Below are 26,774 nucleotides of genomic sequence, written 5' to 3'. Positions count from 1 at the left end.
GGATCAGCGTGCGTCTTGAGACCCTGGACAGGTGCCTTAATTTCTGCAAAGTACACAGAAATACGGCAAAGCGAACCCTTCGTTGTTCGCTTGGCTCAAGCCACGCCCCTCGGAAAGTGTGCCTTTAGGAGTGCAGGGAAACGGGGTGAGATAATTATGTCACAGCCTCTTCTTACTGTGAATCATTAGTAAGTATCTCGTTCCCAAAAACGTTGCTGGGCAATAGCGAGTAGAAAGTTGTCGTTAAACGTAGCGTTATTTTTAGCGAATACACTATCTGGTGCCTCTTTTGCGTCAGACACAGTGAAAAGAGTGTTTCCGGTTTTGGCAACGCTAATCGGTTTATAGTGTCTAAATGCCTCATTTGGTTTATGGTGCGAGGATATAAACTGAATACGTTCTACTGAAAAGGGGTGTGAGTAGATTTATAGTATACATAGCTATGTACATTGTGTTTTTTCGGTTTGTCTGGCAGTTATGTATAGAAATTTAGCTATGCTTTAATATGAATTTAAGAACGATGGTAAAAATGCCAGACACAGTGACAATTCGGTATTGTCTTCGTGTCTGGCAGTAAAAATTATCTGTTATCTATCTTCTCGGGATATATATCATGTTGAAACAGTCTTTCTTTAGCCATTTGTTCAAAATATGTCCCAGGTTTTCCGTAATTACAATACGGGTCAATCGAAATTCCACCGCGTGGGGTGAACTTGGCCCATACTTCTATATATCTTGGCTCCATTAATTTAATTAAGTCTTTCATAATAAGATTTGCACAATCTTCATGAAAACCTGGATGGTTTCTGAAACTGAACATATAGAGCTTTAACGATTTGCTTTCTACCATTTTCACATCAGGAATATATGATATATATATGGTAGCAAAGTCCGGTTGGCCAGTGATTGGACAAAGGCTAGTAAATTCAGGAATATTAAATTTAACAAAATAATCATTGCTTTGATGTTGATTCTCAAATGTTTCTAAAACGTGCGGATCATATTCGTAGTTATATTTCGTATGTTGATTTCCAAGTAAAGTTAAATTGTTTTCACCGTTAACTGGCATGTTTCATTCCCCTTTTAATGTACTTCCGAAATATTTGGTTCATATATGTTGAACTTAATGACAACTTGTCTAATTCCGCCCGCAACAATTAACTGCATCAATACTTTCGCTACCCATTGACCTAGTATGGCATAAGGAACTAATTCCCACGGGACAAATTGAAGCCCGAGTGGACCGATACCGATGATCACAAATAAACTAGAGTCTAAAAATCCGGCTACAACGCCTGAGAATAATACTCTCTTTACAAAAGGTAATTTAAAGCGTGTGTAAATTTCAGTATCTGCAGTTTCTGAAACAATAAAACTAAGCGTACTTGCAAAGACGACCCATAGTGGATCTCCTAAAGAATAACTTGTAAGAGCTGATAATAAGAGTGCGACTCCAATCAATATGTAGGTTTGATGTCTTCCAAATCTATTTTGGACCATATCTCTCATAACAAGCGTCAATCCAATAAACAAGGTACCGTAAGGAATAATTAATGGACCAAGTTCAAGTGGTGCAAATCGTGCTGTAATTACGTTGGCAAGAATGATGGATAATAAATAAATCGCAATTCGGATCATGAGACGTGTTCCCCTTGTAAGTATTTCGCTAGTCCATCATTTCTTAGCTTACAAGCAGGGCATTCTTGGCAACCATCGGCAATCACGCCGTTATAGCAAGTTAACGTGTTTTCTCTTACATACTCCAGTCGATTCATTTGATCCGCTAATTCCCAAACTTGCGCTTTGTCTTTCCACATTAAAGGCGTGATCAAATCAAATTGATAGTCCATTGCTAAATTTAATGTTGTATTTAAAGAACGAATAAACGTATCCCGACAATCAGGATATCCACTGAAATCTGTTTCGCTTACACCCGTAATAATTGCATTTGCCCCAACAGTTTTAGCATAGATTGCTGCAAACGAAAGAAATATATGATTCCGCCCTTCTACAAACGTATTGGGTACTCTTCCTTCTTCTGCTTCAATTTGCATGTCGTTTCTGGTCAAGGCGTTTGAAGTTAACTGATTAAGAACGTCCATCTGAATTATTTTTTGTTTAACACCTAAGTCTTTCGCGATTTTTGTAGCACAATCAACTTCTAACTTATGTCTTTGTCCATACAAAAACGTGACGGTTTCTACTTCGTCGAATTCTTTCATTGCCCATAACAGGCAAGTGGTAGAATCCTGTCCGCCACTAAATACTATAACTGCTTTACTCACTCTACATTCCTCCATAGTTTTGTTTTTAGAGGGGATGGTTACGAACCCTCTGTAATAATCTTAGAATCGTAACTAAATATAGCTAAGACACGTATGATTATTAGTAGTTAAAATATACACTGGAATTGTACTTTTCACAAGTAGATTGAGAATTCTGTCTATTACTGGTATATTTAATAACACGTGATACAGATGTAGCTATATTACTATTTCATAACATTTTGTATGAATGCAATAACAAGGACAACGGTTTACAAGTAGGAAATTGATTTTTAGCTATACGTGTATACTAGAAACGCATATGTATGATAATGATGTCAGCGGGACGACAGCGCTATTTCTTTCCGATTAATTCAATAGGAGATACCGGTGCCACCATCCGTAATCGCCTGGGGGTATATGGTCAGTTGCATGAGAAGCAGCAGACAAATAATGAGTAAGAAATCAATTCGGACTGGGAATAAATCGACAAAAAACTTTTCAGAACGGAGTGTGCTCGATGTACGAATTAAAAACAAAAGAAACCGATAGTAGTGTCATCGAATTTATTGAGAACATCGATCAGCTTAAAAAACGTGAAGATGCTTTTAAATTAGTAGAAATCTTTACTGAAACAACGGGTTATAAAGCAAAAATATGGGGGCCTAGTATTATAGGGTTTGGAAAATATCATTACAAATACAGTTCTGGTCATGAAGGAGATGCGCCAATCGTTGGTTTTTCTCCGCGAAGCGCGAAAATCAGTTTATATTTAACACTTGGAAATGAACAGCGTGAAAAATTATTGAAAGATTTCGGGAAACACACAACAGGTACATCGTGTATATACATCAACAAAGTAGCGGATATAGAAATAGAGATATTAAAGAGCTTAATAGAACAATCTGCATTCTTTATAAAAGAACTCTATCCAAATCAAGAATAACTAGGTAGTGGCGTATTTGTAATAGGTGTCATTGCCATTGTTCAGGCATGTTGTTTTACAAGAGAACGGGAAAGGTGGAAGGTTTCCTTGACGATAGATGAAATGAGAAATGATTTATCGATCAAAGGGAGAAATGGGATCTCATTTCTCCTGTCTGCCAGTGTGATTTGGGTAATCATTACCGTTATATTTGTGCAGTCGATAGAAATTACTCAGAAAAATATATGGATGCTTTTTTCGACAGGTTTGATGTTCCCGCTCTCAGTTGGTATTTCACATGTGTTAAAGGCCGATTGGAAATATAAACATAATGCCTTAGGAAGTCTAGGGTTATATTTGAATCTAGCACAGATTATCTATTTTCCAATCCTTTTTTGGAGCATGTTACAAAGCCCACATAATGCAATGATGATCTTTGCCATTATTACAGGGGCCCACTTTTTCGCGTATGGATGGTTGTATAATGCAAAACCTTATTATATCGCGGCTCCGGTCATTGCGATAAGCATAATGTTTTTAGGTCTGTATACAAATGTAGACAATCTATGGCTGATCCCTTTTTCTATGGTAGGGTTTTTATTGATTTTAACCATTACACTTAATATGGACTATAGAAAGACAGTGAAGCGAGTGTAAGTTGTGTTTATGTAAGTAATATCCCACGCGCAATTGGAAATCTATATCTTTTCAATAAATCATTATATTCTGAATGCTCATATTTTATAGAATATGAAAAGACAGTTCCAATTTTGGAACTGTCTTTTTGCTCGGAAACTATTGTGGATGTCATAGATTTAATTACTGTAGTTACGAGCAAATCCCTTGTACTTTGTTCAATAAAGTATCCAGGCTATGGCTGCTTTTTACAACGCTTGGATGTGTAAATCCTAAAAATCCGGCCTTCTTATACATTACTATTCTTTTTACTTCAATTCTAAATAACAAAAATTTTCTTTGGGCAGTTTTCATCATATGTATTCCTCCGCAATATATATATTACGCTTCAAATCATGTAGCTGTTTTCTTGCTAGTATGGAAGCAACTTTCTTATCATATACAACACGAAATGAAAAGTATGTCGCATTTTGACTGACTTTTATATTGTTGTTGAATTGTGACATGAATGTGTATATTAATTGATAATTCAATCAAAAAGGAAGAAATTAAAACTCTTTGAATTGGGACTAATATACATTTAACATCACAAATAAGTACTGAAGATATAAACTATTGTGTTCTATAAGGTACGGATTACTTTTTAATGTGAAAGAGGGGGCTGAACTAGTTGCGGCTTTATCAAAACATAGAAGTTTTTAAATGTAACCAAGGAATACTATATGTAATTACTTAATTGTAATTGGATAAAAATCAATAAACAAAATCAGTGATTCAGATTAAAAAAATAGATAAATAAAAAGAGATTGCCTTGAAAAATTTAAGGCAATCTCTTTTGCGTTTTAATAACCGATTGTCGAATCAGTCTCCCAATCATGCCGAGTAGCTTGTCTGTGCTGTTTCTGCAGCTGGCGGATCCGTTCTTCGTATTGAATGTTCGCCTCATAATGGTAGGTGAGTGCAATCGACATATATAATTCGTTCAGTTGTGATACCGAAAGGCCTTTTGTCTGCTTCGCTATTGCCTCAACTTGTTCTGTAGACAATATCTTTTTACGATCCAGTTTTTCCATGTATAGCTTACGAACTGCCTGTGTCGGAGATTTGATTTCATATGTGCTGTCAAAGCGGCCTGCTCGGTTGATTAGGGCAGGGTCGATACGTTCGGGGTAATTGGTCGTCCCGATGATGAATAAGCCGTCACGGACATGCACACCATCCAGGATGTTTAGAAATGTGCTTCTCATATGTTCCGGCATGGAGTCAATGTCTTCAATTACGAGAATGGCGGGTGCCAGGCGTTCGACTGTATTGAACACTTCCTGTACCGAATGACTCCCTGTAAATTCCGTGATTTGCCAGTAGACGACAGGTGCGTCGGTTGTACCAGTGATAGAACGAACGAGCGTCGTTTTGCCGTTACCGGGAGATCCATACAGCAAAATCCCTCGTTTATACGGCAGACCGTATTCTTTAAAGAAAGCGCCGCCATCTCGGAAGAATTCATCTATAGAACGGAATAGATCGTTTTTTAAATTTTCATCTAGTAGGACGTCACTACGCTCAATTTGTGTGCCAGCGCCATACGTCTTTTTTTCTATGCCTTCTTCGGTGTCCACTAAATACGTAATATTCGTTTTCATCGCTTCCCGCTGTAATTGATTCAATGCTTCGATGAAATTTTTCACGTGAGTGGCAGATGGAGCGAATACAGTGTGTTCCGACCAAGTGGAACCTGTTGCGACATAATAGCTGATATTTGCGATAGCGATTTGATGTTCTGGAAAGTATAGTAACTGATTGTCGATGGTTTCAGCGTCTTGTAGAGAAAACGCAGTAGTAGATTCGTCTTGCTGGATCTTTTGTGTCGGTAATGTGGCGTATATATGACTTAATGATTCGTAAGGCAATTGTTTGCGATGAATTAACTCAGGGAGCATGGTTTCTGTGTAAGAAGCGAATTCATCTACTTGGATAATCTGCCAATCTGCAGGTGAACGTCGCTGAAGTGAGTCTAGAATTGCTTCAATAACAACGCCATAATATTGATAATGTGTCAGCTTTTCGTACTGTGCTGACTGAAGTGGAATTAAAAAAGATGGTTTCATTAATAGAACACTCTCCTTATAAATAAGTAGATCCTCCTTTTAAAGGAGGATCTATGATAATTATTTGGTTTTGATTTTACCTGACCACTGTTTAAATCCACCGCGTAGCTGATAGATTTCTGTACAGCCTTTCTTCTTCAAGAATAACGCAGCACGGCCTGTACGGCTTGTGTTTTGATCATAAAGATATATAGGTTTATCGGGGCGGATTTCCTTATAGCGTTGTGAAAACTGTGTAAATGGAATATTACGCGCACCTAAAATATGTCCAGCATCGAAATCTTTTGGTTCGCGCACATCGATCAATTGTGCTTTGCGATATCCTTTAATAAACTCTTCTTGCGTCAGACTGGTCAATGCTTTTCCGACCCGTATGTATGTAATGACGAAATACAAAATGATCGCGAGCACAGCTGCTCCCAAAATATAATAACTCAAAAAAACTTCCCCCTTTATCAATATCTCTATTATAAAGATTATGTGGCATCAGTTCAATCCTAATGATAAAATGAAATGCGTTATTGTTTTTTTCATTGACGATTTCCTATACTATAAGTGGAGTATTAAAGATGAGGGAGAATAGATTATGACAAAAGCAGTATGGCATTATGTAGACTCTGGAAAATGTAGTCCTTCCTTCAATATGGCGCTGGATGAAGCGCTTCTTGACTTACATAGCAGAGGAGAAATCGGACCCGTTCTACGCTTTTATGAGTGGGAACCCGCTACTTTATCTATCGGGTATTTCCAACGTATTGAAAAAGATATTGATATGGAGAAAGTGCAAGAATTGGGACTCGGATTTGTCCGTAGACCAACAGGGGGCCGTGGTGTCCTGCATGAACATGAGCTTACATATAGTGTAATTGTTAGCGAGCAGTATCCCAATATGCCAGAAACCGTAACAGAAGCATACCGTGTGATTTCTGGTGGATTGCTGCAAGGTTTCCGTAATCTTGGACTTCAGGCGGAGTTCTCGATTCCAGATAAAGACATCACGGAGCAATTACGAAGCCCGAAGAGCGGTGTTTGTTTTGATGCACCGAGCTGGTATGAACTCGTCGTCGAAGGGAAGAAGGTTGCTGGCAGTGCTCAAACACGTCAAAAAGGCGTGATATTACAACACGGAGCAATTTTGATGAGCTTGGATGTCGATAAATTAACATCTATTTTCACGTATTCATCACCTGCACTGAAAGAACGTGTACGTAGAACGTTGCCAGATCGCGCAATTGCGATTGACCGATTGACGGATCGAGAGATTTCAGTGGAGGAATGCAAACAAGCCTTTTCCAAAGGATTTGAAACGTCACTCGATATTGTATTAGAACCGTTAGAATTAACACCTGAACAGCTCGCTTTGGTTCATCAGATTGAAAAAGAGAAATATGCGAATAATGACTGGAATTTTAAAAAATAAAATTGGTCCTTTTGTTTTATTTTTTTTGTCAAAATGTCGCGATATCAATGATTTACTGTTTTGGAAGAGTAAATGGCGATTGATATAATATTCAATATGTAGTAGATTATTTAATAAGACAAACACTATATATAGTGTTTGTAGCGTTATGAGGAGGATGTTACATGGTTACGATGTCGAAGCAAGGCGAACCGATGCTCGATAAACAACAGTTGAATGAGGATATTGTGCAGTTCCCTCAAGTTCACCCGGTTACGGAGGATATGAAGCTAACTCATAGTGGAGTATCTCGTCTAGTAATGATCGATCGGTATTCATTTAAAGATATGGAAAAGAAGACACTTAAAGAGGGCGATTTTGTCGTTCTAACAGTGAGAGAAGATCCAAAGTTCCCCGCTCGAGGGTTAGGGTATATTATGACCCTTGATAAAGAGAACGGAAAAGCAGATATCTGGATCGAACCAGAATATCGTTCATCAATTGATGATATGGACGAGCAGCAAAAAGGTATTATCACACGTCCCCTTGATGTGTTAGAGAAGCCACTGGAAGTGTTTTACGAGCAAATTGCGAAACGTAATGCTACCGGACTTGCTTCTGTTGAAAAGACGGAAGATAGAAAAACGCAGTCGTATAACATGTTCTATGATCAGTTAAAGGCATTGAACTTCATTCCGGCTGGTCGTGTGCTGTATGGCGCAGGATCGGATACGGATGTCACATTCTTTAACTGTTATGTGATGCCGTTTGTACCCGATTCCCGTGAAGGGATTTCCGATCACCGTAAGCAAGTGATGGAGATTATGAGTCGTGGTGGCGGTGTAGGAACAAACGGTTCGACATTGCGTCCACGCAACACATTGGCGCGTGGTGTCAACGGTAAGTCATCTGGATCGGTTTCCTGGTTGGATGATATTGCGAAGTTGACTCATTTGGTTGAGCAGGGCGGATCAAGACGTGGTAAAAAGAAGTGCCTCGTCTATAAATAAACCTCGTGAATTGCTGGGATATCTTTATCGCTTAACATCCAATAAATGTAATAGGGGTGTTACTAGTGAAAAAATATGATGCTAAAGTTGAACAGAAGTGTCAAGTTTGTGGACTCGTATTCACACATAACAAGCAAGGAAGATTCACATCGCATCTTTTATCGAATCATTACTTAAGTTTAGATGAATATTTATTAATCCATTTCTATGATGAGAATGTTTTAAAGTGTTCTTACCAGTTTTGTAATAAGTTGGTTCAATTACGAAGGGGTGTTCCGAAAAAATACTGCAGTAGGTCATGTGGTGGAAAAGGATTACCTTTAGAATGCCATATATGTTTTAAGAAGTTTGAGGCATCAAATAGAAAAACAAAAACAAGCGGTCCGAAATGTGCCAAAATCTTAAAATCCAACAGCATAATTGACTGGCATAAAACTATGACCGCTGAAGATAAATTGAAGCATTTTGAAAAAATAATTTCTAAAACGGCAAAAACTCGTAAGAAAAATGGAACACCATCATGGAATAGTGGAAAGACTGGCATCTATACAGAAGAGACAATTGAAAAAATCAGAGCAGCTACTCTAAGACAATTAGAAAACCATTCATTTCAAAAAACAAAAATTGAGAAATTGATGGAGGCGTATCTGATATCTTAGAAAGTGAATTATAAATATTCATTTATTCTAGATAGAAGACAATTTGATTTTTTCTTAAGAGATTATAATTTGATTATTGAATGCGATGGGGACTACTGGCATGCAAATCCTAAATTTTATCCAAGACCTGCAATCTGGCAATTAGAAAGAATTCAAATTGATTTGCTTAAAGATCAAATTGCTAGAAGAAATGGATATGAGATAAAACGTTTTTGGGAAGATGACATTCTAAATAATTTTGAAATAGTGAAAGACATCATAAATGACTTGTTGGCTACAACGTGACTGGAAACGGTGAGCGTGAATGCTTGAAAACAACAAGTGGTTAAAGACAATCAGCAGCCAAGCCTCTAAAGCGAATGTTATGAGGAAGGTTCAACGACCATCGAAAGCATGCAAACAGCATAAGCGAGTAGAGTAGGGTTCAAGCGAACTCGAAGTGCGAGGACACCTCTAGAAGGTGTAAGATATGGTCTGAACTCTATGGTGACATAGAGAGTTGATGTAGCGTATCAACGTAACATAATGGCTCAAATGATCATGTTATCAAACTGGCATCCGGACATTTATGAATTCATCATCTCCAAAATGCAGAATCCGCGAATTTTGCGCTATTTGATCGAAAACACAGAAGATGAAATGATTAAAAAGCTGGCCAATGAGAAATTGAATTTCAAACCTTTGACAGCACAAGAAGAAGCGATGTATCAAGGCATCACAAACTATAAACAAATCCCAGGTCAAGGTGGTTTTAACGCAGCGATTATCCGTGACGCTGAGCTAAAGCTTCAGGATGGTGGAACGTACACCGTTCATAATTCGGAATTCCTGACAGGAGCGAATATTTCTGTAACCTTAACGGATGATTTCATGAAAGCGGTGGAAGAAGACGCGGATTACGACTTACGTTTCCCGGCAGTCGAAAATTACTCACCTGAACAAATGAAGTATTATAATGAACAGTGGCATGAAGTTGGCGACGTACGCGAATGGGAACGTCAAGGTCACGAAGTTCGTGTCTATCGCACGATTAAAGCTCGCGCACTATGGGATTTAATTAATATCTGTGCTACGTATTCAGCGGAGCCAGGCATTTTCTTCATTGATAATGCGAATGACGACACGAATGCGAAAGCGTACGGACAGCAAGTTGTAGCAACGAATCCGTGTGGTGAAGTTCGCCTCACGTTAAAAATTGCGGGATGAAGCGGGAAAGCTGAGATGCCAATCCGAACCGAAGGCTAGAAGTAAATTTTTAGTCAGGGGCAACGCATACCTGGTGATCCTGATTGATATTAATCAGACTATAATCCAGGCACGAGACCGCAACACTGTGTGATTACTTTTCAAAAAGGGTGATATTAAAATTGAACAGAGGATATGCAGGTTTTTATAAAGGTTTTTATTTAAGAAGCTCTTATGAGTATGCCTATGCTGTCTATCTTGATCAATTTAATATCTCTTGGAGCTTCGAAACTCAGACGTTTGAAGTGAATGGAAAGATTTATAAACCAGATTTTTTCTTTTATGATAAAAATGGAAAACTAGAGAAGATAGTTGAAATTAAATCTCGAAATAAAAAAGAGATTGAATTGGCAAAGGAAAAATTGAATTATATTGAGGTTCAGTATCAAGTAACGACAGAATTATTTTCTTATAAAGAGTTACTAAAAATGTATGAGGATATGCCAGTATCTTTGAATTCAGTCATCGAACATTGGATTAACTCAGATAATACTTCAATCCATAAAGGCGTTTCGGGTAGTTTGAATGCTCATTTTGGATTAAAACATACTGAGGAAACAAAAAAGAGGATAGGAGAACATACCAAGAACCTTTGGAATGGAGATACTCCTGCTAAGAAAAAGATGATTGAAGGATTACGTAAATCTGGTTTATCTCAAAAAGGGAAAATTAAAACTGAACGCGAAAAGAGATACTGCGCTCTATGTTACGATGAATTTATTGTTATGGTTACTTCTAAGCAAAGTTTTTGTTGTCAACACTGCTCAGGTCAATCGGCTATTCGCATAGCAACTGATGCTTATGTTGAAAGTAGAACTACTGTACATCGGAATATTAAGCAATATATAATTCATTGGACTAATGAAAATAGTGAAATTGTGCTATTAACGCCTTTTAATAAAATAAATTCGACTATTAAACCCCTAACCGACGAGATTTATTCTCGATTTGGTGTTAAAGATATGAGGGTTATCTCAAAGGCTGTTTTCGGTGAAGATAAAGGAAGAAAAGAATTGCTAAGGTTTATGAAAAAGTTATGCAGTGAAAATGTATGCTGAACTTACAGGAAGACAACTGTAAGAACTAGAGGATAAAAAGCCTTTAGGATAACAACTGGAACAACCACTTGCACCCTATTCTGTCTGTAATTTAGCTGCTGTCAATCTTGCGGAGATGGCAGACAAAAATACGAAGACGGTTAATTTTGAAAAGTTGAGAGAGACGGTACGGACTGGTGTACGTATGCAAGATAACGTCATTGATGCTACACCGTACTTCCTTGAAGAAAATAAAGTACAAGCTCTTGGCGAACGCCGTGTAGGTCTAGGTGTTATGGGACTTGCAGATCTTCACATCTACTGTGAAAAAGAATATGGCTCGCCTGAAGGAAATCAATTAGTGGATGAAGTATTTGAAGCGATTGCGACAACGGCTTACCGCGAATCGATTGAATTGGCGAAAGAAAAAGGAAGCTTCCCGTTCCTAATTGGTAAAACGGATGAAGAAACGAAAGCATTACGCCATGCTTTCATTAATTCTGGCTTTATGAAGCGCATGCCGGAAGATATCCGCCAAGCAATTGTGGAACATGGAATTCGTAACTCGCATTTGTTGACAGTGGCGCCGACTGGATCCACTGGGACTATGGTAGGAGTTAGTACAGGGTTAGAGCCTTACTTCTCATTCACATACTACCGTAGTGGACGTCTGGGTAAATTCATTGAAGTAAAAGCAGCGATTGTAGAAGAGTATTTGCAGGCTAATCCAGATGCAGATCCGAACAACTTGCCTGAATGGTTTATTTCTTCAATGGAACTAGCACCAGAAGCGCATGCGGATGTACAATGCATCATTCAGCGCTGGATCGACAGCTCTATCTCTAAAACGGTTAACGCGCCACGTGGCTATACAGTGAAACAAGTTGAGAGTGTGTATGAGAGATTGTATAAAGGCGGAGCAAAAGGCGGTACAGTATACGTCGACGGTAGCCGTGATGCACAAGTTCTGACTCTGAAAGCGGAAGATAATATTCCGGATACAGAAGAAGTAGTCGAAGTGACAGAACAGCCGAAAGTCGTGCTCGTCAATACTATTCAAGCATTGCGTTCTACAAACGTCACGATCGGTTCAGAAGTGGGCGACACATGCCCGGTTTGCCGACAAGGTACAGTGGAAGAAATAGGTGGATGTAACACATGTACGAATTGCCAAGCGCAATTGAAGTGTGGATTATAATTAAATAGTAGGAAATGTCCCGAATGCTTATATATGCATTCGGGCTTTTTATGTATAGAAAAGTAAAAGTTTGCAACTTCTTTCGCTTGAAATTTAATGTACTCATAATAAGTAGAATTATTTTAAAAAATCTATGTTGATATAATTTTCAAACTATTATATACTAAATTAAAAATTGTTTGATTTATTAGTAATCAATCAGACAAATACATTAAGAGACGAGAAAGAAGGGATTTTATGCTAACATTTTTATCATCTATCGTCTTGCTAATTATAGGTTACCTAACGTATTCGAAAGTAGTCGAAAAGGTATTTGTGATTGATGATGCAAGAAAAACTCCCGCCTATACACAGGCTGATGGGATGGATTACGTGCCGATGAGCTGGTGGAAAGGCTGGTTGATCCAACTACTGAACATCGCAGGGTTAGGTCCGATATTCGGAGCAATCGCAGGTGCTTTATATGGACCTGTCGCATTCATTTGGATTGTGTTCGGAAGTATTTTTGCAGGAGCTGTCCATGATTACTTTTCTGGAATGTTATCACTGAAACACGGTGGTGCACAATTTCCTAAAATTGTAGGAGAGTATTTAGGCGATATCGCTAGACGTTTCATCAATGTAATTTCAATTGTGTTAATGGTTCTTGTGGCGGCTGCCTTTACTGCGGGGCCGGCACAACTTATTTCATCCATTACACCGCTATCATTTATAGTGTCTCTTCTCATTATCTTTGGTTACTTCGTATTGGCAGCCATTTTGCCGATCAATAAAATTATAGGTCGTTTATATCCAGTGTTCGGAGTGGTTTTGATTGTTATGGCAGTTGGAATTGGTGGTGCTTTGTTATTTGGCCCTGAAAAAATTCCGAATTTAACTTTGCAGAACTTACATCCTGGAGAATTGCCGATTTGGCCATTGCTAATGGTGACGATTTCTTGTGGAGCGATCTCTGGTTTCCACTGTACGCAAAGTCCGATTGTTTCCAGAACGATGAAGAAAGAGTCGGAAGGCCGTAAAGTATTTTATGGCGCAATGATCGCGGAAGGCGTCATCGCGATGGTTTGGGCTGCAGCTGGTATGACATTCTTTGGTGGCACAGCGGGATTGCAAGGTGCACTAGCTGCCGGTGGTCCAGCAGGTGCGGTGAATGAAATCTCGAGCACATTGCTTGGGTCGTTTGGTGGGATGTTAGCTATTTTAGGTGTTATTATTTTGCCGATTACAACGGGTGATACAGCCCTTCGTTCAGCTCGGATGATTTTCACTGAAGCGACATCTAAGTGGTTGAATCCTAATAAAAAATGGGTAATTCTTGCTACGACGTTGCTGTTAGGTGTACCTATGTTCTATCTATCGACGATCGATTATTCGTTCTTGTGGCGTTATGTTGGTGGAACAAATCAATTAGTAGCGGCCGTTATGCTCTGGACCGCAACGTCTTTCTTAATAAGGGAACGACGGGCGCATTGGATTGCAGGAGTTCCTGCGATGTTCATGACCGCAGTCGTCGTGACGTATTGGATGTATGCTCCTGAAGGTCTGCATCTTGACTACGCTGTATCGGTAGGCACTGGAATCGTAGTATCAGGTGCGCTCGGTGTGTTTTACGTACTGAAAGTTATTCAATCGAAACAAGTCCCGGTTATTGTAAGCGAACAATAAAAAGAAAGGGCCTTTAGCGAATACGCTAAGGGCCCTTTTTACTCAATTATAAACGTTTGTAGAAAAGTAAGAGCCACGAGCATGTACAAAAATACATTCGAGGCTCTTTGTTAATTTTATGAAAGAAGGGGTTTCGGGTCATTCGTTTCTTCTGTATCTATCGCGATTTTAGGATTCAACACACCTACTCCGTGTTCTTCCACTTCCAATAATTTTTCGAAAGAAGCAATCGCAACTTCTACCTGTTTGTCGTCAGGCTCTTTTGTTGTTAGTAATTGCAACCAAAGTCCAGGGTACCCTAGATAACGAAGTACCGGTACGTTGCGCACTGCATTCGTCAATTGTAATACTTCAAATGACACGCCGAGCACTACAGGAATCAATAAAATTCGATTGAGGACGCGCAACCAAAGTGGATCGGTTGGAACTAAGAAGTAGATGAACATTCCAACAATTACCGTAAACAAAATGAAACTACTACCACAGCGATAATGCAATCGAGATTGTGACTGTACGTTTTCTACTGTCATTTCCATATTACTTTCGTAGTTATTGATGACTTTATGCTCTGCACCGTGATATTGGAAAACACGTTTGATCAATGGTGTCATAGAAATTAATCCAATATACGTTAGCAACAAGAACAGTTTAAAGAAGCTTTCGATCATAATTTGTGCCGTTTTGCTAGGTGCTACGGATTGGAATAACTCTGCTAAGAAAACAGGAACGAGTGTAAAGACGAACTTACCAAAAATAAATGATAGCACTCCGACAGCCGCCACTCCAAGAATCATTACGAGTTTCGACGTCTCTTCTTCTTTAGCATGTTCCTCTTCTTCACCAGGCATCACGTCGTAGCGATCGCTCGCAAACGTTAAATGCTTTGAACCATTACCGGCAGATTCAATTAATGCGACGATGCCGCGAATTAAAGGAATCTTTTTTAATTTAGTGCGTACAGGATGTGATTCTCTCGGTACGTGGTAGTACTCGATCGTATCATCTTTCCGACGAATTGCTGTCACCGTATCTTTCTTTCCACCGAACATTACACCTTCTATAAGTGCTTGACCTCCGTATGCTGGAGGAGTTTTCTGTTGGCTCATAACATACCCACGCTTTCTGTCGTAAGAAACGATATTCCCATTGTACTAAAAAAAGTGAAGTTGCACCATTGAGATGTTTAAAAATGTGTAAATAACCCGACACTGGAATGGGAGGTATGGTTATGAAAATTACTACAACGCATGTCTGGACAGCTATTATGGCTGCAGTACTATCTATCATTTCACTGAAATTCCTACAGGTTTTTAAATTTATAAAATGGTCGCCGATCGGCTGGACGAAAAAGCTTCATATGTTTACGACGTTTCCTGGTTGGCTCAAGTGGGTGCTGTTAGGGGTGATCTGCTTTTTGCTATTCTTTATCCTGTACTTTATTGCGCGTTTGACGTTTAAGGTACCACCGACTCTATCTTCACTGATCGTCACAATCATTGTGATTATATTCATTGAATGGATGATCCACGTTAAAGCGGATTTGACGATGACACAATTCATTAAAAAAATATCGATACCATTTGCTTGTCTGTTCGCGATGATCTTCCGTTTTGTCATTGGTACGTCTGTCTACATGAAAAAAACGTTCGGCTAGAACAGTATTAGTATGTCCTGCTATCTCATTGTGCTAGAATAGGAAGAAAAATGAGTGGGAGGGGATTAAATGGAACTGTTGCTCTTAAATGGTCCAAACTTAAACCGGCTAGGCAAAAGAGAACCGGATATTTACGGTGCGGAGACACTTGCGGATATAGAAGGCCGAATTCAGCGTATGGCAAATGAATCGGACATCACGCTCTCATGCTTTCAATCCAATATAGAAGGCGAGCTTATCAACTACATTCACGATGCAGGCGATCGGGAAATTGACGGGATCATCTTTAATCCGGGCGCATTTACACATTACAGCATTGCGCTTCGTGACGCGATCGCTTCTATTTCCGTTCCGGTAATTGAAGTCCATATCTCAAACATACATACTCGCGAAGAGTTCCGACACACGTCAGTCATTGCGCCTGTAGCGGCAGGACAGCTTTGTGGTTTTGGAACAGCGGGCTACGATCTCGCCTTCCAAGCGTTTTTGTTACAACGAGAGGAGAGACGATCTTGAAAATAGAGAATTTAAGAAAATTATTGAAAGAACAGCAACTCGATGCATTAGTCATCACAAATCCTTACAATCGTCGCTATATGACGAACTTCACGGGATCTGCAGGGGCTGCGATTGTTTCGCAAGAAGATGCAGTGTTCATTACCGACTTCCGTTACATGGGGCAGGCCAATGACCAACTGTCTGGTTATCGTATTGTCCAGCACACAGGCACGATGATTCAGGAAGTTGCGAATCAAGTGAAAGAAATGAAGATCGAGACACTTGGCTTTGAAAAAGAAGATCTTAGCTACAGCCAGTTTGAAGTGTATAATGAACATGTAAAAGCAAAACTAGTGCCTGTCGCTGGTTTAATAGAAAAGCTACGTTTAATCAAAACACCGGAAGAAATCACAGTATTAAAGCAAGCGGCAGCAATCGCAGACGCGGCATTCGTCTATATTTGTTCGGTCATTCAAGCGGGTAAAACGGAGTTAGAAATCGCCAATGAATTGGAATTTTTCATGCGAAAACAAGGCGCGACTTCCTCTTCATTTGACATAATTGTCGCTTCTGGTGAAAGAGGGGCTTTACCACATGGGGTAGCATCTGATAAAGTGATTGAGACTGGTGATTTAGTTACAATGGATTACGGAGCCCTCTATAATGGGTATATCTCTGATATTACGAGAACAGTTGCGATCGGTGAGCCTTCTGCTAAACTTCGTGAAATTTATGAAGTCACATTACGCGCCCAAGAACTGGGTGTAGAACAGATCAAGCCTGGCATGACAGGAATCGAAGCCGACGCAATTACACGCGACTATATCAAGTCTAAAGGCTATGGTGAAGCATTTGGTCATTCAACAGGTCATGGGATCGGCATGGAAGTTCACGAAGCTCCAGCCTTATCGTTCCGCTCTAAAACAGTGCTAGAACCGAATATGGCAGTAACAGTGGAACCGGGAATCTATCTTCCTGGTATAGGCGGCGTGCGTATTGAAGATGATATACTGATCACAGAAACAGGTAATGAACGTTTGACAAAGTCTACTAAAGAACTGCTTATTTTATAATCGCTTAAAATTGGAGGAATACGAATGATTTCAGTAAACGAATTTCGTACAGGACTAACAATCGAAGTTGATGGTGACATTTGGCGTGTTATGGATTTCCAACACGTAAAACCAGGTAAAGGTGCAGCATTCGTTCGTTCGAAACTGCGTAATCTTCGCTCAGGAAACGTCAATGAAAAGACATTCCGTGCGGGAGAAAAAGTAGAGAAAGCACAAATTGACAACCGTAAAATGCAGTATTTATATGCTGACGGAGATATGCACGTATTTATGGATAACGAATCATACGAGCAGATCGAACTATCTGAAAAGCAACTTGAATATGAACTGAAGTTCTTGAAAGAGAACATGGAAGTGCATGTTATCACGTATAAAGAAGAAGTACTGGGCGTTGAATTGCCTGTAACAGTTACGCTTGAAGTGGCTGAAACAGAGCCTGGGATTAAAGGCGACACAGCTAGTGGCGGTTCTAAGCCAGCTAAGATGGAAACTGGCGTTGTCGTACAGGTGCCATTCTTTGTTAACCAAGGTGACATGTTGATCATCAACACAGAAGAAGCGGAATACGTTTCCCGCGCATAATGAAATACGTATCAAGGGTGTCCCAGAAATGGGGCATCTTTTTTTGCGTGGAATTAAGTTTAAGGTCAAAAGCACATTCTTTAGACAAAGTAAGTTAGTGGAGAGTACGAGGGGGTTGAAGCGCCAGTTGGGAATGCTTTCCTTGGAAGCACATCTTTGCCCTTGAAATCCCCACACCAACTCCTCCCTAGCTCTTTCAATCCACAATGTCTTCTATACTTTTACATTTTTGCATATCTCCGACCCAAGCTTCATAGAGTGGACTATGGAGGAGGCGTAGCGGGATGGAACTGAATGATTTATTGCGCATCGCCGGCGTCGGATTGGTGATAGGGGTACTTCACGTGTTCTTCGAGCAAACAGGCAAGAAGGAGTTCTCATTTTTCCTATTTTTCTTAGCATACCTGTACATCTCGATCGAGTTGCTGATGTTCCTCAGAATATTCTTCACAGAGATCACGGAATTCTTTAGCTGGCTATCCATGGCGATGTAAATGGCAATTCTCTTTCAATTATTTGTCGTGTATCTCTTGCTACTTTTGCTTTCATTTGCTGCACCTGCCCTGCATCCTATTCTGTATACCGCACTATTCTTACTGGTCACGGTGTACGTACTGTTCACGGTCCTTGTACCTTTCGGGTCGACATTGTTAGCGTTGACGGATAAGTTACCGTCGCCTTATGCCACACTGCTAGTGGTGAGTGCAGGTCTGTATTATGTAGCGGAGGTTCTGTCGCTTCAAATGAAAGACGAGGGGTACGGGGCATACGGGCAGCTGTTTCAGACCAGCATGAAAGTAGTCATTATGACATTGTGGCTGCCGTATATCACGCAATTGATCGAGACGATTCACGCGTTCATTCCCTGGTGAACGAATCCTAACATTAATGAATGGACGAGGCATCTATGCTGAATTTTCTGCAGGAAAGTATTGCGGGTATCATCGGACCATTTTTCTTGTTGCTCATTATGTTGCTCATTGCTTCTCTTGTCGATTTCTTTCTTCCAGCGTTTCAAAAGTGGACGAGGTTTCTGTTGCTTATCCTCATTTTAGTGTTGTTAATTGAACCGGCTAGGGAAAGTTTCGAACAGATCCAAGTCATCACACATACGATTGCTTCTTTATTCCTTGGTATGTACCCGTTAATTGCGGCGATGATTTTGGCATCCGGTGCAACGTTTGGCGTCTTGAATTTCCAACCCGCTATGTTGTTATTTGCGCAAGGGGCTGTCGTTTTTGCAGATAAGTTCCTGTTGCCAGTGCTATTGACGGCGCTATTGTTCGACATCTTTACGCGGTTGGTGCCGGAAATTGCTTTCACGAGAATGGCGGATTTATTGCGTACGTCATTGCTTGCGTTTGTTTCTGCCATGGTTGCAGCGTATTCCATTTTCATTACAGCGGGTGGTGCGTTGTCTTGGACGATGAACGGAGCTTTGAATGAACCGTTAAAAGAGCTGATTAAGAATAATATTCCTGTCATTGGTTCATTGTTGACCGATACACTTGGATCGATCGGCCGTTATTCTTCCGGTGCCACGGCTTATATGAGTATTTGGCTGCTCGTATCCATCTGGACGGTTGCGCTATTGCCGGCGGTTAGGATTCTATGTATTGCCTTTTTATTCAGGTGGACGGCGGCAATCATCGAACCGTTTTCGCAAAAGGAAGTATGCGGGTTACTGGACGATATTGGCCGTACGTTGTTTGTGTTATGTGCCATTTCGTTTTTGCTGACATTCGCTTTCATCTATACGACGATTTTCATTGTGACGTTCATTAAACTCATGACGTTCGGGAAATGAGGCGAGTGTATGGAAGTATTTTTATTGGGACTGGCAAATTTGGTAGTCCTTGCTCTAATTATTCAATTGCTAGCGAGCTATGAGATGGAAAGACTGTTTATTCCTTTGTGTAAAGTAGCGATTGGCATATGGATTTTGCAATATATTCTACAATTCGCGAGTCATAAGTTACTGTGACGCTACATATTATGCAAATGTAGAATTCGTTTTAGTCAATTCACGTTGAGATGGTGATGGAACTATGGAAAAGCCCACAGGGAAACCCCGATTGATCATGATCGGTTTGATGGTTATGGTGTTTAGCATTTTATACATCACCAGTACGGCGAATGTAGGAGGGGAGAAACAGAAAAAAGAAGAGAAGCGCATGTTGTCAACACTTGAAGAAACACTTGAACAAATGGAAGGGCTAGGAAATGTGAAGGTTTATTTTCATTACGATGAAAAGGAAGAAGAGAGCCCATTAGCCAATTATTTCTCCGCTTCATCCGCTGGGAAGAGCCAATCACCTTTGCAGGGGTTGCTCGTCGTAGCGGAAGGAGCAGAGGATCCGGCTGTGCGAAACGGACTTTCACAACTCTTAGCTAACGTCCTACAATTGCCTGAACATCGTATCGTCATCGTGGAAATGAAGAAAAGGGGGAATCAACATGAAAGCCAATAAACGAACAGTTTGGTTTTTAACATTACTCAGTCTAGTCGCAGTGATTTCAATCTACTACGTGAAGAAGGAAGCACCGATGCCGTTTGACGGAATTGCGATCTTCACGAAAGAAACAAAGGACGCAACGAATCTACTCGAAAAGGAAGGCAAGTCGGAGGAAGTGAAGCCGGTCTTTGCTGAATCGTATATTTTCCAGGATATGCGTATGGAAGTGCGTAACGAACGCAGTGAGACGGTGCAACAGTTGACAGAAAAAATGACTTCTTCTGATTTCTCCGCTGAAGAGAAAAATGAAATTTTTAATGAAATTGCTGATTTACGAAAAGTAAGTTCCACAGAAGCGTTGATGGAGATGCAAATCGCAGCACTTGGTTATCCTGAGGTGTTTGTACGTGGAGATGGCGATCGTGTCAACGTCACTGTATTATCGAATGAAAGCCACTCACCGAAAATGGCGGATGAAATAACACAGTATGTCATGTCGAGTTGGGAAGGCGCGCAAACTGTCAAAGTAGATTTTGCAGAAACAAAAGAATAACGATAAAAGGAAGTCCATGTGGCTTCCTTTTTTTACGTAGAAAAATTAAACGTAGGAATAGTTATAGGATTTCATTCATATTTTACGCTAATGGGTAAACTTGATAATACTTGAGGGTAACACATTGGCGTTTTTTTGAATAAATTGTCACAAAATTTGCAAACAAACAGTATCTTTCAAGAATAATAGAATAATTTGTGTCTTTGCTATTCCATATTTACTGTAAAACGACTATCATAGAATATGGTAGCAAGAAAAATTAGTTAGGAGAATCAGATATGTTGAAAATTCAAGAAATCAGAGAAATTATTAAGCTGATCGATCAATCATCCATCCAGAAGTTCTCATTGGAATCAGATGGTGGCAAGATTAAACTAGAGAAAAATGACGGACAGGCCGTGACAACGGTTACAGAAACACCACAAACACCACAAGCAGCACCGACTCCAGTTCAAGCGCCAGCTCCAGTAGCACCTGCGGCGGTAGCAGCTCCAGCTCCAACAGCGGTACCAGAAGCTCCAGCAGCTGAAGTGGTGACTGACGAAACACTACACAAAATTACTTCCCCTATGGTTGGAACATATTATAAGGCTTCATCACCGGACGCAGAAGCATACGTTAAAAAAGGTGATAAAGTGACAGCTGAATCCATCGTTTGTATCGTAGAAGCAATGAAACTATTCAATGAAATTGAATCAGAAGTGAATGGTGAAATCGTTGAAATCTTAGTACAAGACGGTCAACTTGTGGAATACGGACAGCCTTTATTCCTTGTTAGAGAAAACTAAGGGGGAGTATCTAATGAAAAAAGTATTAATTGCAAATCGTGGAGAAATTGCCGTACGAATTATTCGTGCGTGTAAAGAAATGGGTATTAAAACTGTAGCTGTCTATTCTGAAGCAGATGCAGAGGCCCTACACGTTCAACTAGCAGACGAAGCAGTTTGCATCGGACCACGTCTATCGACTGACAGTTATCTGAACTTCTCAAACGTCATCAGTGCTGCAAAAGCAACTGACTGTGACGGGATCCATCCTGGTTATGGTTTCCTTGCAGAGAACGCGAGCTTCGCAGAACTTTGTGAAGAAGTAAATATCGAATTCATCGGGCCAACTGCAGCGGCCATTTCCAAAATGGGTACCAAAGACGTTGCGCGTAATACAATGGCGTCTGCAGGAGTTCCGATCGTTCCTGGTTCTGACGGCATTGTAGATGACGCAGACCATGCACTTGAAATTGCAAAAGAACTTGGATTCCCCGTGATCATCAAAGCAACAGCTGGTGGTGGTGGTAAAGGGATTCGTGTAGCGCGTGATGAAGACGAGTTAGTTAAAGGCGTTAAAATCACTCAAAAAGAAGCGGCTGCGGCATTCGGTAACCCAGGCGTCTATATTGAGAAATATATCGAAGTATTCCGTCACGTAGAAGTACAAGTGCTTGCGGACAAGTATGGCAACGCGATTCATTTAGGTGAGCGTGATTGTTCTATCCAACGCCGTATGCAAAAACTTGTCGAGGAAGCTCCATCTCCTGCGTTGAGTCCTGAACTACGCTCGGAAATGGGTGAAGCGGCTGTTAAAGCGGCTAAAGCTTGTAATTATCGTGGTGCAGGTACTGTAGAATTCATTTTTGATCATATTAATCAAAAGTTCTACTTCATGGAAATGAATACACGAATTCAAGTGGAACATCCTGTAACAGAAATGATCACAGGGATCGATTTGATTCAACAACAGCTAAAAGTAGCAGCAGGCGAAGAATTAGCGTTTAAACAAGAAGATATTCAATTCAATGGCTGGTCTATTGAATGCCGGATCAACGCAGAAAATCCGGAAAAGAATTTCATGCCATCACCCGGTAAAGTGACAATGTATCTGCCTCCAGGCGGCTTTGGCGTACGTGTTGACTCAGCAGTGTACCCAGGCTATACGATTCCACCGTTTTACGACTCAATGGTCGCAAAGCTGATCGTTCATGCGGATACGCGTGAGCAAGCGGTCGCTCGGATGAAACGTGCATTGGATGAGTTCGTAGTGGAAGGCGTCCATACAACGATTCCTTTCCACGCGAACTTAATGGACGACGAAATATTCCAGTCTGGTGATTTTGATACAAAGTTCTTAGAAAAGTACGATGTCATGAAATAATTGGAGGTGAAGTGTAATGGCTGATAAAACAAATGCATCGTTTGTCGGAATGACACCGTCTGGAGATGCTGCACTCGGACGAGTCCAACTCGCACCTGAAGTACTCGAAGTCATCATTGGCATCGCCACGTCAGAAGTAAACGGAGTGATTGCTACCCAAGGGAATTTCGCTTCAGGTGTTGCGGAGAAGTTGGGAAAAGTGATGTACGGAAAAGGTGTGAAAACCGAATGGGCAGACGAAGGACTAAAAATCGATGTGTATTGCATTATCGAGTATGGCCATTCCATCCCTACGATTGCGGCGAAGATTCAAAACGAAATTCGCCAAGCGATTTTGAATATGACTTCGCTTCAAACGCATGAAGTGAATGTTCACATAACGGGCATTCATTTCGAAGACTGAGCGGGTCTTATTGAATGAGCGTATAACCGAAGACAAACCTTTTAGTAGGTTTGTTTTCGGTTTTTTTGTTAGGGAACTTCGAGAAATACGTTAGGACCATTAGAGGTGGGGCGGGCATTGAGCGGTTACAAGCGGTGGTAGAGCCATTCGCGTAAAGTTATGAGCGGTTGCGGACATTGATTGAGCGGTTAGCGGTGACTATAGAGCGGGAGCGCATGGACTATGAGCGCTTAGACGAATGTATGAGCGCAACCTACTTCAGTTCTAAGCAGTTATCTACGACAAGCACTTCAAACTGCAATAAAAGTTGATCAACAGTGCTAAGTCGTATCGGAAAGTGTCAGCGAGGAACATCATTCAACGGTGCATCCATCCTCACCAGCTATCAACTACTCAAGTATTTATGAACATCTTGATCGAAAATGTAAACTGATGACATAAAATCGCTTGATTCCACTAGTTCTTTTCCTGCGTTTTGTGCTATCATTAGGTTTTGAAGATGAGCGGTAGAGGAGATAACAATTATGAAACGACGAGAAGCACGTGAAAAAGCAATTCAAACACTGTTTCAGCTGGACAATAGTGAGATGAACGTGGACGAAGCGATGGGTTATATCGTGGAAACACCACTGGATTCATTTTACGAACAACTAGTGCGAGGCACAGCGGAACACCTGACAGAAGTCGACAGTGAAATCACAAATAAATTGGAAAACTGGACCATCGATAGATTGCCAAAAATCGAAAGAACAGTATTACGATTGGCTGTCTATGAACTCCTTTATAACGAAGAAGTTCCGAATCGGGTCATCATGAACGAAGCGATTGAGCTATGCAAGACGTTTGGTGACGAGAAGTCAGGCCGTTTTGTTAATGGGGTACTTTCTAAATTCCAATAACCGAAATCGTCACTACTAGTAGCAAGCTTGAGCTCGATCAACTTTCATTACAAATAAAAAAAGTTTGGTGGGAAAATCATGTCTAGTAAAAAGATTGATGGAAAAGCAATAGGACAGGAAATCCGGAATGAATTAAAAGAAGAAGTAGCTTCTTTAGTCGCACAAGGGGTTCAACCTGGACTGGCTGTTATTTTAGTTGGGGAAAACTCAGCATCTGAAACGTATGTGAAAAACAAAGAGAAATCCAGCAAGGAAGCAGGTATGAAATCTGTGCTTACTAAATTGCCGGAAACAGTATCAGAAGAAGATCTTCTAGCTGAAGTGGAGAAACTCAACCTAGATGATACGATCGATGGTATTTTGGTGCAATTGCCATTACCGAAACATATTGATGAAAACAAAGTGATCCGCGCGATCAGCCCTGAAAAAGATGTCGATGGATTCCATCCGATGAATGTAGGGAAAATGTTGATCGGTCAAGAAACATTCTTGCCATGTACACCATACGGTATTATGCAGTTACTTGAGCGTTCCAATGTAGATATTGCAGGCAAGCACGCGGTGATTATCGGTAGAAGTAATATCGTAGGGAAACCGATGGGCCAACTTTTATTACAAAAAGATGCAACGGTGACGTATTGTCATTCCCGTACGGAAGATTTGAAGAAATTCACGCAACAAGCAGATATTTTAATCGTTGCAATTGGTATAGCTAAATTCATTACGGGTGACTACATAAAAGAAGACGCAGTGGTTATTGATGTCGGTATGAACCGTGACGAAAATGGTAAGCTATGTGGAGATGTTGATTATGAATCAGCTGAGAAGCAGGCTAGTGCTATTACACCTGTACCAGGTGGAGTAGGTCCAATGACGATTACGATGCTATTGAAAAATACTGTCGAAAGTGCGGAGAATAAATTAAAGGCACGTATGCAAAATAAGTGATTCTAAACGAGAGACGCTCTTCATGAGCGCCTCTCTATACATAAAAGGGCAGGTGACGGAAACATGTCCAATCAAACTTTTTTAACCGTTCAAGCGCTAACGAAATATGTCAAACGTAAATTTGACGCAGATCCACATTTACGAAATGTTTATGTAAAAGGAGAACTGTCGAACGTTAAGCTGCATCCGTCCGGACATATTTATTTTACTTTGAAAGACGATAAGACGAGAATTCAGGCGGCCATGTTCCGCTCCCGTTCCAATACACTTCAATTTAAACCTGAAAACGGTATGAATGTACTGATTACAGGTGATGTGACCGTGTTTGAAACGGCAGGATCCTACCAGCTCTACGTACAAACAATGGAGCCGGACGGTATAGGGGCGCTGTATCTAGCTTTTGAACAGTTGAAAAAGAAGCTTCAGCAAGAAGGATTGTTTGAAGAAAGATTTAAGCAATCTATTCCGCAAGTACCACAACGAATCGGTCTCATTACAGCTGAATCGGGTGCCGCGCTGCGTGATATGTACTCCACAATTAACCGGCGCTTTCCAATGGCGGAGATGCATTTGTTCCCGGCTCTCGTGCAAGGACGCACGGCAGTTCCTTCAATTGTAAAAGCGATTGAACAAGCGAATGAAATGGCAAATGTCGATGTATTGATTGTTGGTCGAGGCGGGGGTTCCATTGAAGATTTGTGGGCATTCAATGAAGAAGACGTAGCCCGTGCTATCTTCTCAAGTCGGATTCCGATTATCAGTGCAGTTGGTCATGAAACCGATACGACGATCGCGGATTTTGTGGCGGATTTACGTGCGCCGACGCCGACTGCAGCAGCAGAAATGGCCGTGCCGGATCAGCTTCAATTATTCCAACACTTGAAAAATCAGCAGCGTTCGATCTATCTAGCGGTACAGACCTTGATTAAACAGTTGAACAAGCGTTTAGAAACGGCTCAAGCTGCCTATCCGCTACAATATCCGGAACGATTATATCGACCGTTTATTGAGAAGCTTGACAACCTCGAAGATCGATTGCAACGCGGCAGTGAGGCAGTCATTCAAGGGAAACGGATGAACTTCGATCGTGTATATGCTGGTTTTCAGTACTACACACCAATTCGACGCATTCAGCTGGAACAACAACAGACGAAACAACTGGAAATGCGTTTACATCGTGCTGCAGAGCACACCATTAAACAACGTCAGCAACATTTTGTTTCGCTGATGCGCATGATGCAAGCCTTGAATCCGTTACAAGTAATGGAAAGAGGCTTTTCAATCGGTTATAAAGATGATGAAGTGATTAAATCCATAAAAGATGTAGCCAACGGAGATCGAGTGACGCTTCAATTAGCAGATGGGTCTATTACCACTTTAGTAGAAGGAATCATTCCAAAGGAGGTCGAGTAAG

The 26,774-nt window shown here is 40.6% G+C and carries 31 protein-coding genes and 3 pseudogenes; 26 read left to right on the top strand and 8 right to left on the bottom strand.

The genetic code is table 11. The features are described 5' to 3' along the window. Positions 1 to 185: 185 nt before the first annotated feature. The 4 genes from CSV74_RS17145 to queC all read right to left on the bottom strand — a co-directional run bounded on the left by CSV74_RS17145 (position 186) and on the right by queC (position 2,300). Positions 186 to 386: a hypothetical protein gene (locus tag CSV74_RS17145; protein WP_369823732.1), complete on the bottom strand. Its 201-nt coding sequence runs from the start codon at positions 384 to 386 to the stop codon at positions 186 to 188. 194 nt (positions 387 to 580) lie between these two features. Continuing rightward, positions 581 to 1,069, bottom strand: a complete 489-nt coding sequence (gene queF, locus CSV74_RS15095; protein ID WP_099692300.1) for a preQ(1) synthase — start codon at positions 1,067 to 1,069, stop codon at positions 581 to 583. 14 nt (positions 1,070 to 1,083) lie between these two features. Then, positions 1,084 to 1,635, bottom strand: coding sequence for a VUT family protein (locus tag CSV74_RS15090; protein WP_099692301.1), 552 nt, complete (start codon positions 1,633 to 1,635; stop codon positions 1,084 to 1,086). Continuing rightward, the gene (queC, locus tag CSV74_RS15085; RefSeq protein WP_099692299.1) at positions 1,635 to 2,300 is read right to left on the bottom strand and encodes a 7-cyano-7-deazaguanine synthase QueC; all 666 of its coding nucleotides are present in this window, start codon (positions 2,298 to 2,300) and stop codon (positions 1,635 to 1,637) included. Before queC ends, CSV74_RS15090 begins: the two co-directional genes overlap by 1 nt. A gap of 484 nt (positions 2,301 to 2,784) precedes the next feature. On the opposite strand from queC, the gene CSV74_RS15080 reads away from it, so the two are divergent. Further along, positions 2,785 to 3,210 carry a DUF1801 domain-containing protein gene (locus CSV74_RS15080; RefSeq protein WP_099692298.1) on the top strand — a complete coding sequence of 142 codons (426 nt, stop codon included), beginning with the start codon at positions 2,785 to 2,787 and terminating at the stop codon, positions 3,208 to 3,210. Between the two features lie 87 nt (positions 3,211 to 3,297). Further along, complete coding sequence (locus CSV74_RS15075) at positions 3,298 to 3,846, top strand: DUF7010 family protein (protein WP_099692297.1); 549 nt, start codon at positions 3,298 to 3,300, stop codon at positions 3,844 to 3,846. Between the two features lie 171 nt (positions 3,847 to 4,017). Here the strand turns inward: CSV74_RS15075 and CSV74_RS15070 are convergent, their stop codons facing one another. The 3 genes from CSV74_RS15070 to CSV74_RS15060 all read right to left on the bottom strand — a co-directional run bounded on the left by CSV74_RS15070 (position 4,018) and on the right by CSV74_RS15060 (position 6,344). Further along, positions 4,018 to 4,179: a Spo0E family sporulation regulatory protein-aspartic acid phosphatase gene (locus CSV74_RS15070; protein ID WP_369823731.1), complete on the bottom strand. Its 162-nt coding sequence runs from the start codon at positions 4,177 to 4,179 to the stop codon at positions 4,018 to 4,020. 488 nt (positions 4,180 to 4,667) lie between these two features. Then, positions 4,668 to 5,933: an ATP-binding protein gene (locus tag CSV74_RS15065; RefSeq protein ID WP_099692296.1), complete on the bottom strand. Its 1,266-nt coding sequence runs from the start codon at positions 5,931 to 5,933 to the stop codon at positions 4,668 to 4,670. A 60-nt stretch (positions 5,934 to 5,993) separates the two neighbouring features. Beyond that, on the bottom strand, positions 5,994 to 6,344 hold the full coding sequence (locus CSV74_RS15060) for a rhodanese-like domain-containing protein (protein ID WP_369802795.1): 351 nt from the start codon (positions 6,342 to 6,344) through the stop codon (positions 5,994 to 5,996). A gap of 175 nt (positions 6,345 to 6,519) precedes the next feature. Between CSV74_RS15060 and CSV74_RS15055 the strand changes: the two genes are divergently transcribed. From CSV74_RS15055 to CSV74_RS15020, 8 genes and pseudogenes are all read left to right on the top strand, one after another. Beyond that, on the top strand, positions 6,520 to 7,353 hold the full coding sequence (locus CSV74_RS15055; RefSeq protein WP_029054544.1) for a lipoate--protein ligase family protein: 834 nt from the start codon (positions 6,520 to 6,522) through the stop codon (positions 7,351 to 7,353). Between the two features lie 164 nt (positions 7,354 to 7,517). Beyond that, a pseudogene (locus CSV74_RS15050) lies at positions 7,518 to 8,333 on the top strand (ribonucleotide reductase N-terminal alpha domain-containing protein); the annotation flags it as partial. Between the two features lie 74 nt (positions 8,334 to 8,407). Further along, positions 8,408 to 9,001: a hypothetical protein gene (locus CSV74_RS15045; RefSeq protein ID WP_099692294.1), complete on the top strand. Its 594-nt coding sequence runs from the start codon at positions 8,408 to 8,410 to the stop codon at positions 8,999 to 9,001. A gap of 3 nt (positions 9,002 to 9,004) precedes the next feature. After that, positions 9,005 to 9,286: a DUF559 domain-containing protein gene (locus CSV74_RS15040; protein ID WP_143560781.1), complete on the top strand. Its 282-nt coding sequence runs from the start codon at positions 9,005 to 9,007 to the stop codon at positions 9,284 to 9,286. A gap of 237 nt (positions 9,287 to 9,523) precedes the next feature. Continuing rightward, a pseudogene (locus CSV74_RS15035) lies at positions 9,524 to 10,177 on the top strand (vitamin B12-dependent ribonucleotide reductase); the annotation flags it as partial. 191 nt (positions 10,178 to 10,368) lie between these two features. Beyond that, complete coding sequence (locus CSV74_RS15030; protein WP_099692292.1) at positions 10,369 to 11,304, top strand: restriction endonuclease; 936 nt, start codon at positions 10,369 to 10,371, stop codon at positions 11,302 to 11,304. A 58-nt stretch (positions 11,305 to 11,362) separates the two neighbouring features. Continuing rightward, positions 11,363 to 12,481: pseudogene (locus CSV74_RS15025) on the top strand (vitamin B12-dependent ribonucleotide reductase); the annotation flags it as partial. A gap of 237 nt (positions 12,482 to 12,718) precedes the next feature. Continuing rightward, entirely contained in the window at positions 12,719 to 14,146 is a 1,428-nt protein-coding gene (locus CSV74_RS15020; protein WP_099692290.1) for a carbon starvation CstA family protein, read from the top strand. 116 nt (positions 14,147 to 14,262) lie between these two features. Here the strand turns inward: CSV74_RS15020 and CSV74_RS15015 are convergent, their stop codons facing one another. Then, on the bottom strand, positions 14,263 to 15,252 hold the full coding sequence (locus tag CSV74_RS15015) for a DUF1385 domain-containing protein (RefSeq protein WP_099692289.1): 990 nt from the start codon (positions 15,250 to 15,252) through the stop codon (positions 14,263 to 14,265). A 122-nt stretch (positions 15,253 to 15,374) separates the two neighbouring features. Here CSV74_RS15015 and CSV74_RS15010 point away from each other — a divergent pair, with 122 nt between their 5' ends. The 16 genes from CSV74_RS15010 (at position 15,375) to xseA (ending at position 26,773) form a co-directional block, all read left to right on the top strand. After that, entirely contained in the window at positions 15,375 to 15,800 is a 426-nt protein-coding gene (locus tag CSV74_RS15010; RefSeq protein ID WP_099692288.1) for a hypothetical protein, read from the top strand. A 69-nt stretch (positions 15,801 to 15,869) separates the two neighbouring features. Then, positions 15,870 to 16,316: a type II 3-dehydroquinate dehydratase gene (gene aroQ, locus CSV74_RS15005; protein ID WP_099692287.1), complete on the top strand. Its 447-nt coding sequence runs from the start codon at positions 15,870 to 15,872 to the stop codon at positions 16,314 to 16,316. After that, positions 16,310 to 17,371, top strand: a complete 1,062-nt coding sequence (locus CSV74_RS15000; RefSeq protein WP_304442379.1) for a M24 family metallopeptidase — start codon at positions 16,310 to 16,312, stop codon at positions 17,369 to 17,371. The genes aroQ and CSV74_RS15000 overlap by 7 nt, the downstream gene beginning before the upstream one ends. A gap of 24 nt (positions 17,372 to 17,395) precedes the next feature. Continuing rightward, positions 17,396 to 17,953 carry an elongation factor P gene (efp, locus tag CSV74_RS14995; protein WP_029054551.1) on the top strand — a complete coding sequence of 186 codons (558 nt, stop codon included), beginning with the start codon at positions 17,396 to 17,398 and terminating at the stop codon, positions 17,951 to 17,953. Positions 17,954 to 18,237: 284 nt separating this feature from the next. Then, positions 18,238 to 18,447 (top strand): hypothetical protein, encoded by a 210-nt coding sequence (locus CSV74_RS14990; protein ID WP_029054553.1) that lies wholly within the window; start codon positions 18,238 to 18,240, stop codon positions 18,445 to 18,447. Beyond that, positions 18,448 to 18,825 (top strand): stage III sporulation AC/AD family protein, encoded by a 378-nt coding sequence (locus CSV74_RS14985; RefSeq protein WP_083030713.1) that lies wholly within the window; start codon positions 18,448 to 18,450, stop codon positions 18,823 to 18,825. A 35-nt stretch (positions 18,826 to 18,860) separates the two neighbouring features. Then, complete coding sequence (locus tag CSV74_RS14980) at positions 18,861 to 19,760, top strand: stage III sporulation protein AE (protein WP_029054555.1); 900 nt, start codon at positions 18,861 to 18,863, stop codon at positions 19,758 to 19,760. A 9-nt stretch (positions 19,761 to 19,769) separates the two neighbouring features. After that, positions 19,770 to 19,937: a hypothetical protein gene (locus CSV74_RS16690; RefSeq protein WP_155979529.1), complete on the top strand. Its 168-nt coding sequence runs from the start codon at positions 19,770 to 19,772 to the stop codon at positions 19,935 to 19,937. A gap of 64 nt (positions 19,938 to 20,001) precedes the next feature. Further along, on the top strand, positions 20,002 to 20,424 hold the full coding sequence (locus tag CSV74_RS14975) for a hypothetical protein (protein WP_029054556.1): 423 nt from the start codon (positions 20,002 to 20,004) through the stop codon (positions 20,422 to 20,424). Further along, complete coding sequence (locus CSV74_RS14970; RefSeq protein ID WP_099669246.1) at positions 20,411 to 20,962, top strand: SpoIIIAH-like family protein; 552 nt, start codon at positions 20,411 to 20,413, stop codon at positions 20,960 to 20,962. The genes CSV74_RS14975 and CSV74_RS14970 overlap by 14 nt, the downstream gene beginning before the upstream one ends. 278 nt (positions 20,963 to 21,240) lie before the next feature. Continuing rightward, positions 21,241 to 21,750, top strand: a complete 510-nt coding sequence (gene accB / locus CSV74_RS14965; RefSeq protein ID WP_099692285.1) for an acetyl-CoA carboxylase biotin carboxyl carrier protein — start codon at positions 21,241 to 21,243, stop codon at positions 21,748 to 21,750. Between the two features lie 13 nt (positions 21,751 to 21,763). Further along, a complete protein-coding gene (gene accC / locus CSV74_RS14960; RefSeq protein ID WP_029054559.1) occupies positions 21,764 to 23,110 on the top strand; it encodes an acetyl-CoA carboxylase biotin carboxylase subunit in 1,347 nt (448 codons plus the stop codon). Positions 23,111 to 23,126: 16 nt separating this feature from the next. Beyond that, on the top strand, positions 23,127 to 23,513 hold the full coding sequence (locus CSV74_RS14955) for an Asp23/Gls24 family envelope stress response protein (protein ID WP_099692284.1): 387 nt from the start codon (positions 23,127 to 23,129) through the stop codon (positions 23,511 to 23,513). Between the two features lie 524 nt (positions 23,514 to 24,037). Next, the gene (gene nusB, locus CSV74_RS14950; RefSeq protein WP_099692283.1) at positions 24,038 to 24,412 is read left to right on the top strand and encodes a transcription antitermination factor NusB; all 375 of its coding nucleotides are present in this window, start codon (positions 24,038 to 24,040) and stop codon (positions 24,410 to 24,412) included. Positions 24,413 to 24,490: 78 nt separating this feature from the next. After that, entirely contained in the window at positions 24,491 to 25,360 is an 870-nt protein-coding gene (gene folD / locus CSV74_RS14945; RefSeq protein WP_099692282.1) for a bifunctional methylenetetrahydrofolate dehydrogenase/methenyltetrahydrofolate cyclohydrolase FolD, read from the top strand. Positions 25,361 to 25,423: 63 nt separating this feature from the next. Continuing rightward, on the top strand, positions 25,424 to 26,773 hold the full coding sequence (gene xseA, locus CSV74_RS14940; protein ID WP_099692281.1) for an exodeoxyribonuclease VII large subunit: 1,350 nt from the start codon (positions 25,424 to 25,426) through the stop codon (positions 26,771 to 26,773). The last annotated feature ends 1 nt before the right edge of the window (position 26,774 follow it).

It is taken from the genome of Sporosarcina sp. P19, assembly GCF_002743165.1.
Taxonomy (GTDB): Bacteria; Bacillota; Bacilli; order Bacillales_A; family Planococcaceae; genus Sporosarcina; species Sporosarcina ureae.
Note: the sequence above shows the minus strand (reverse complement) of the source record. Positions and strands in the feature narration are given on the sequence as shown.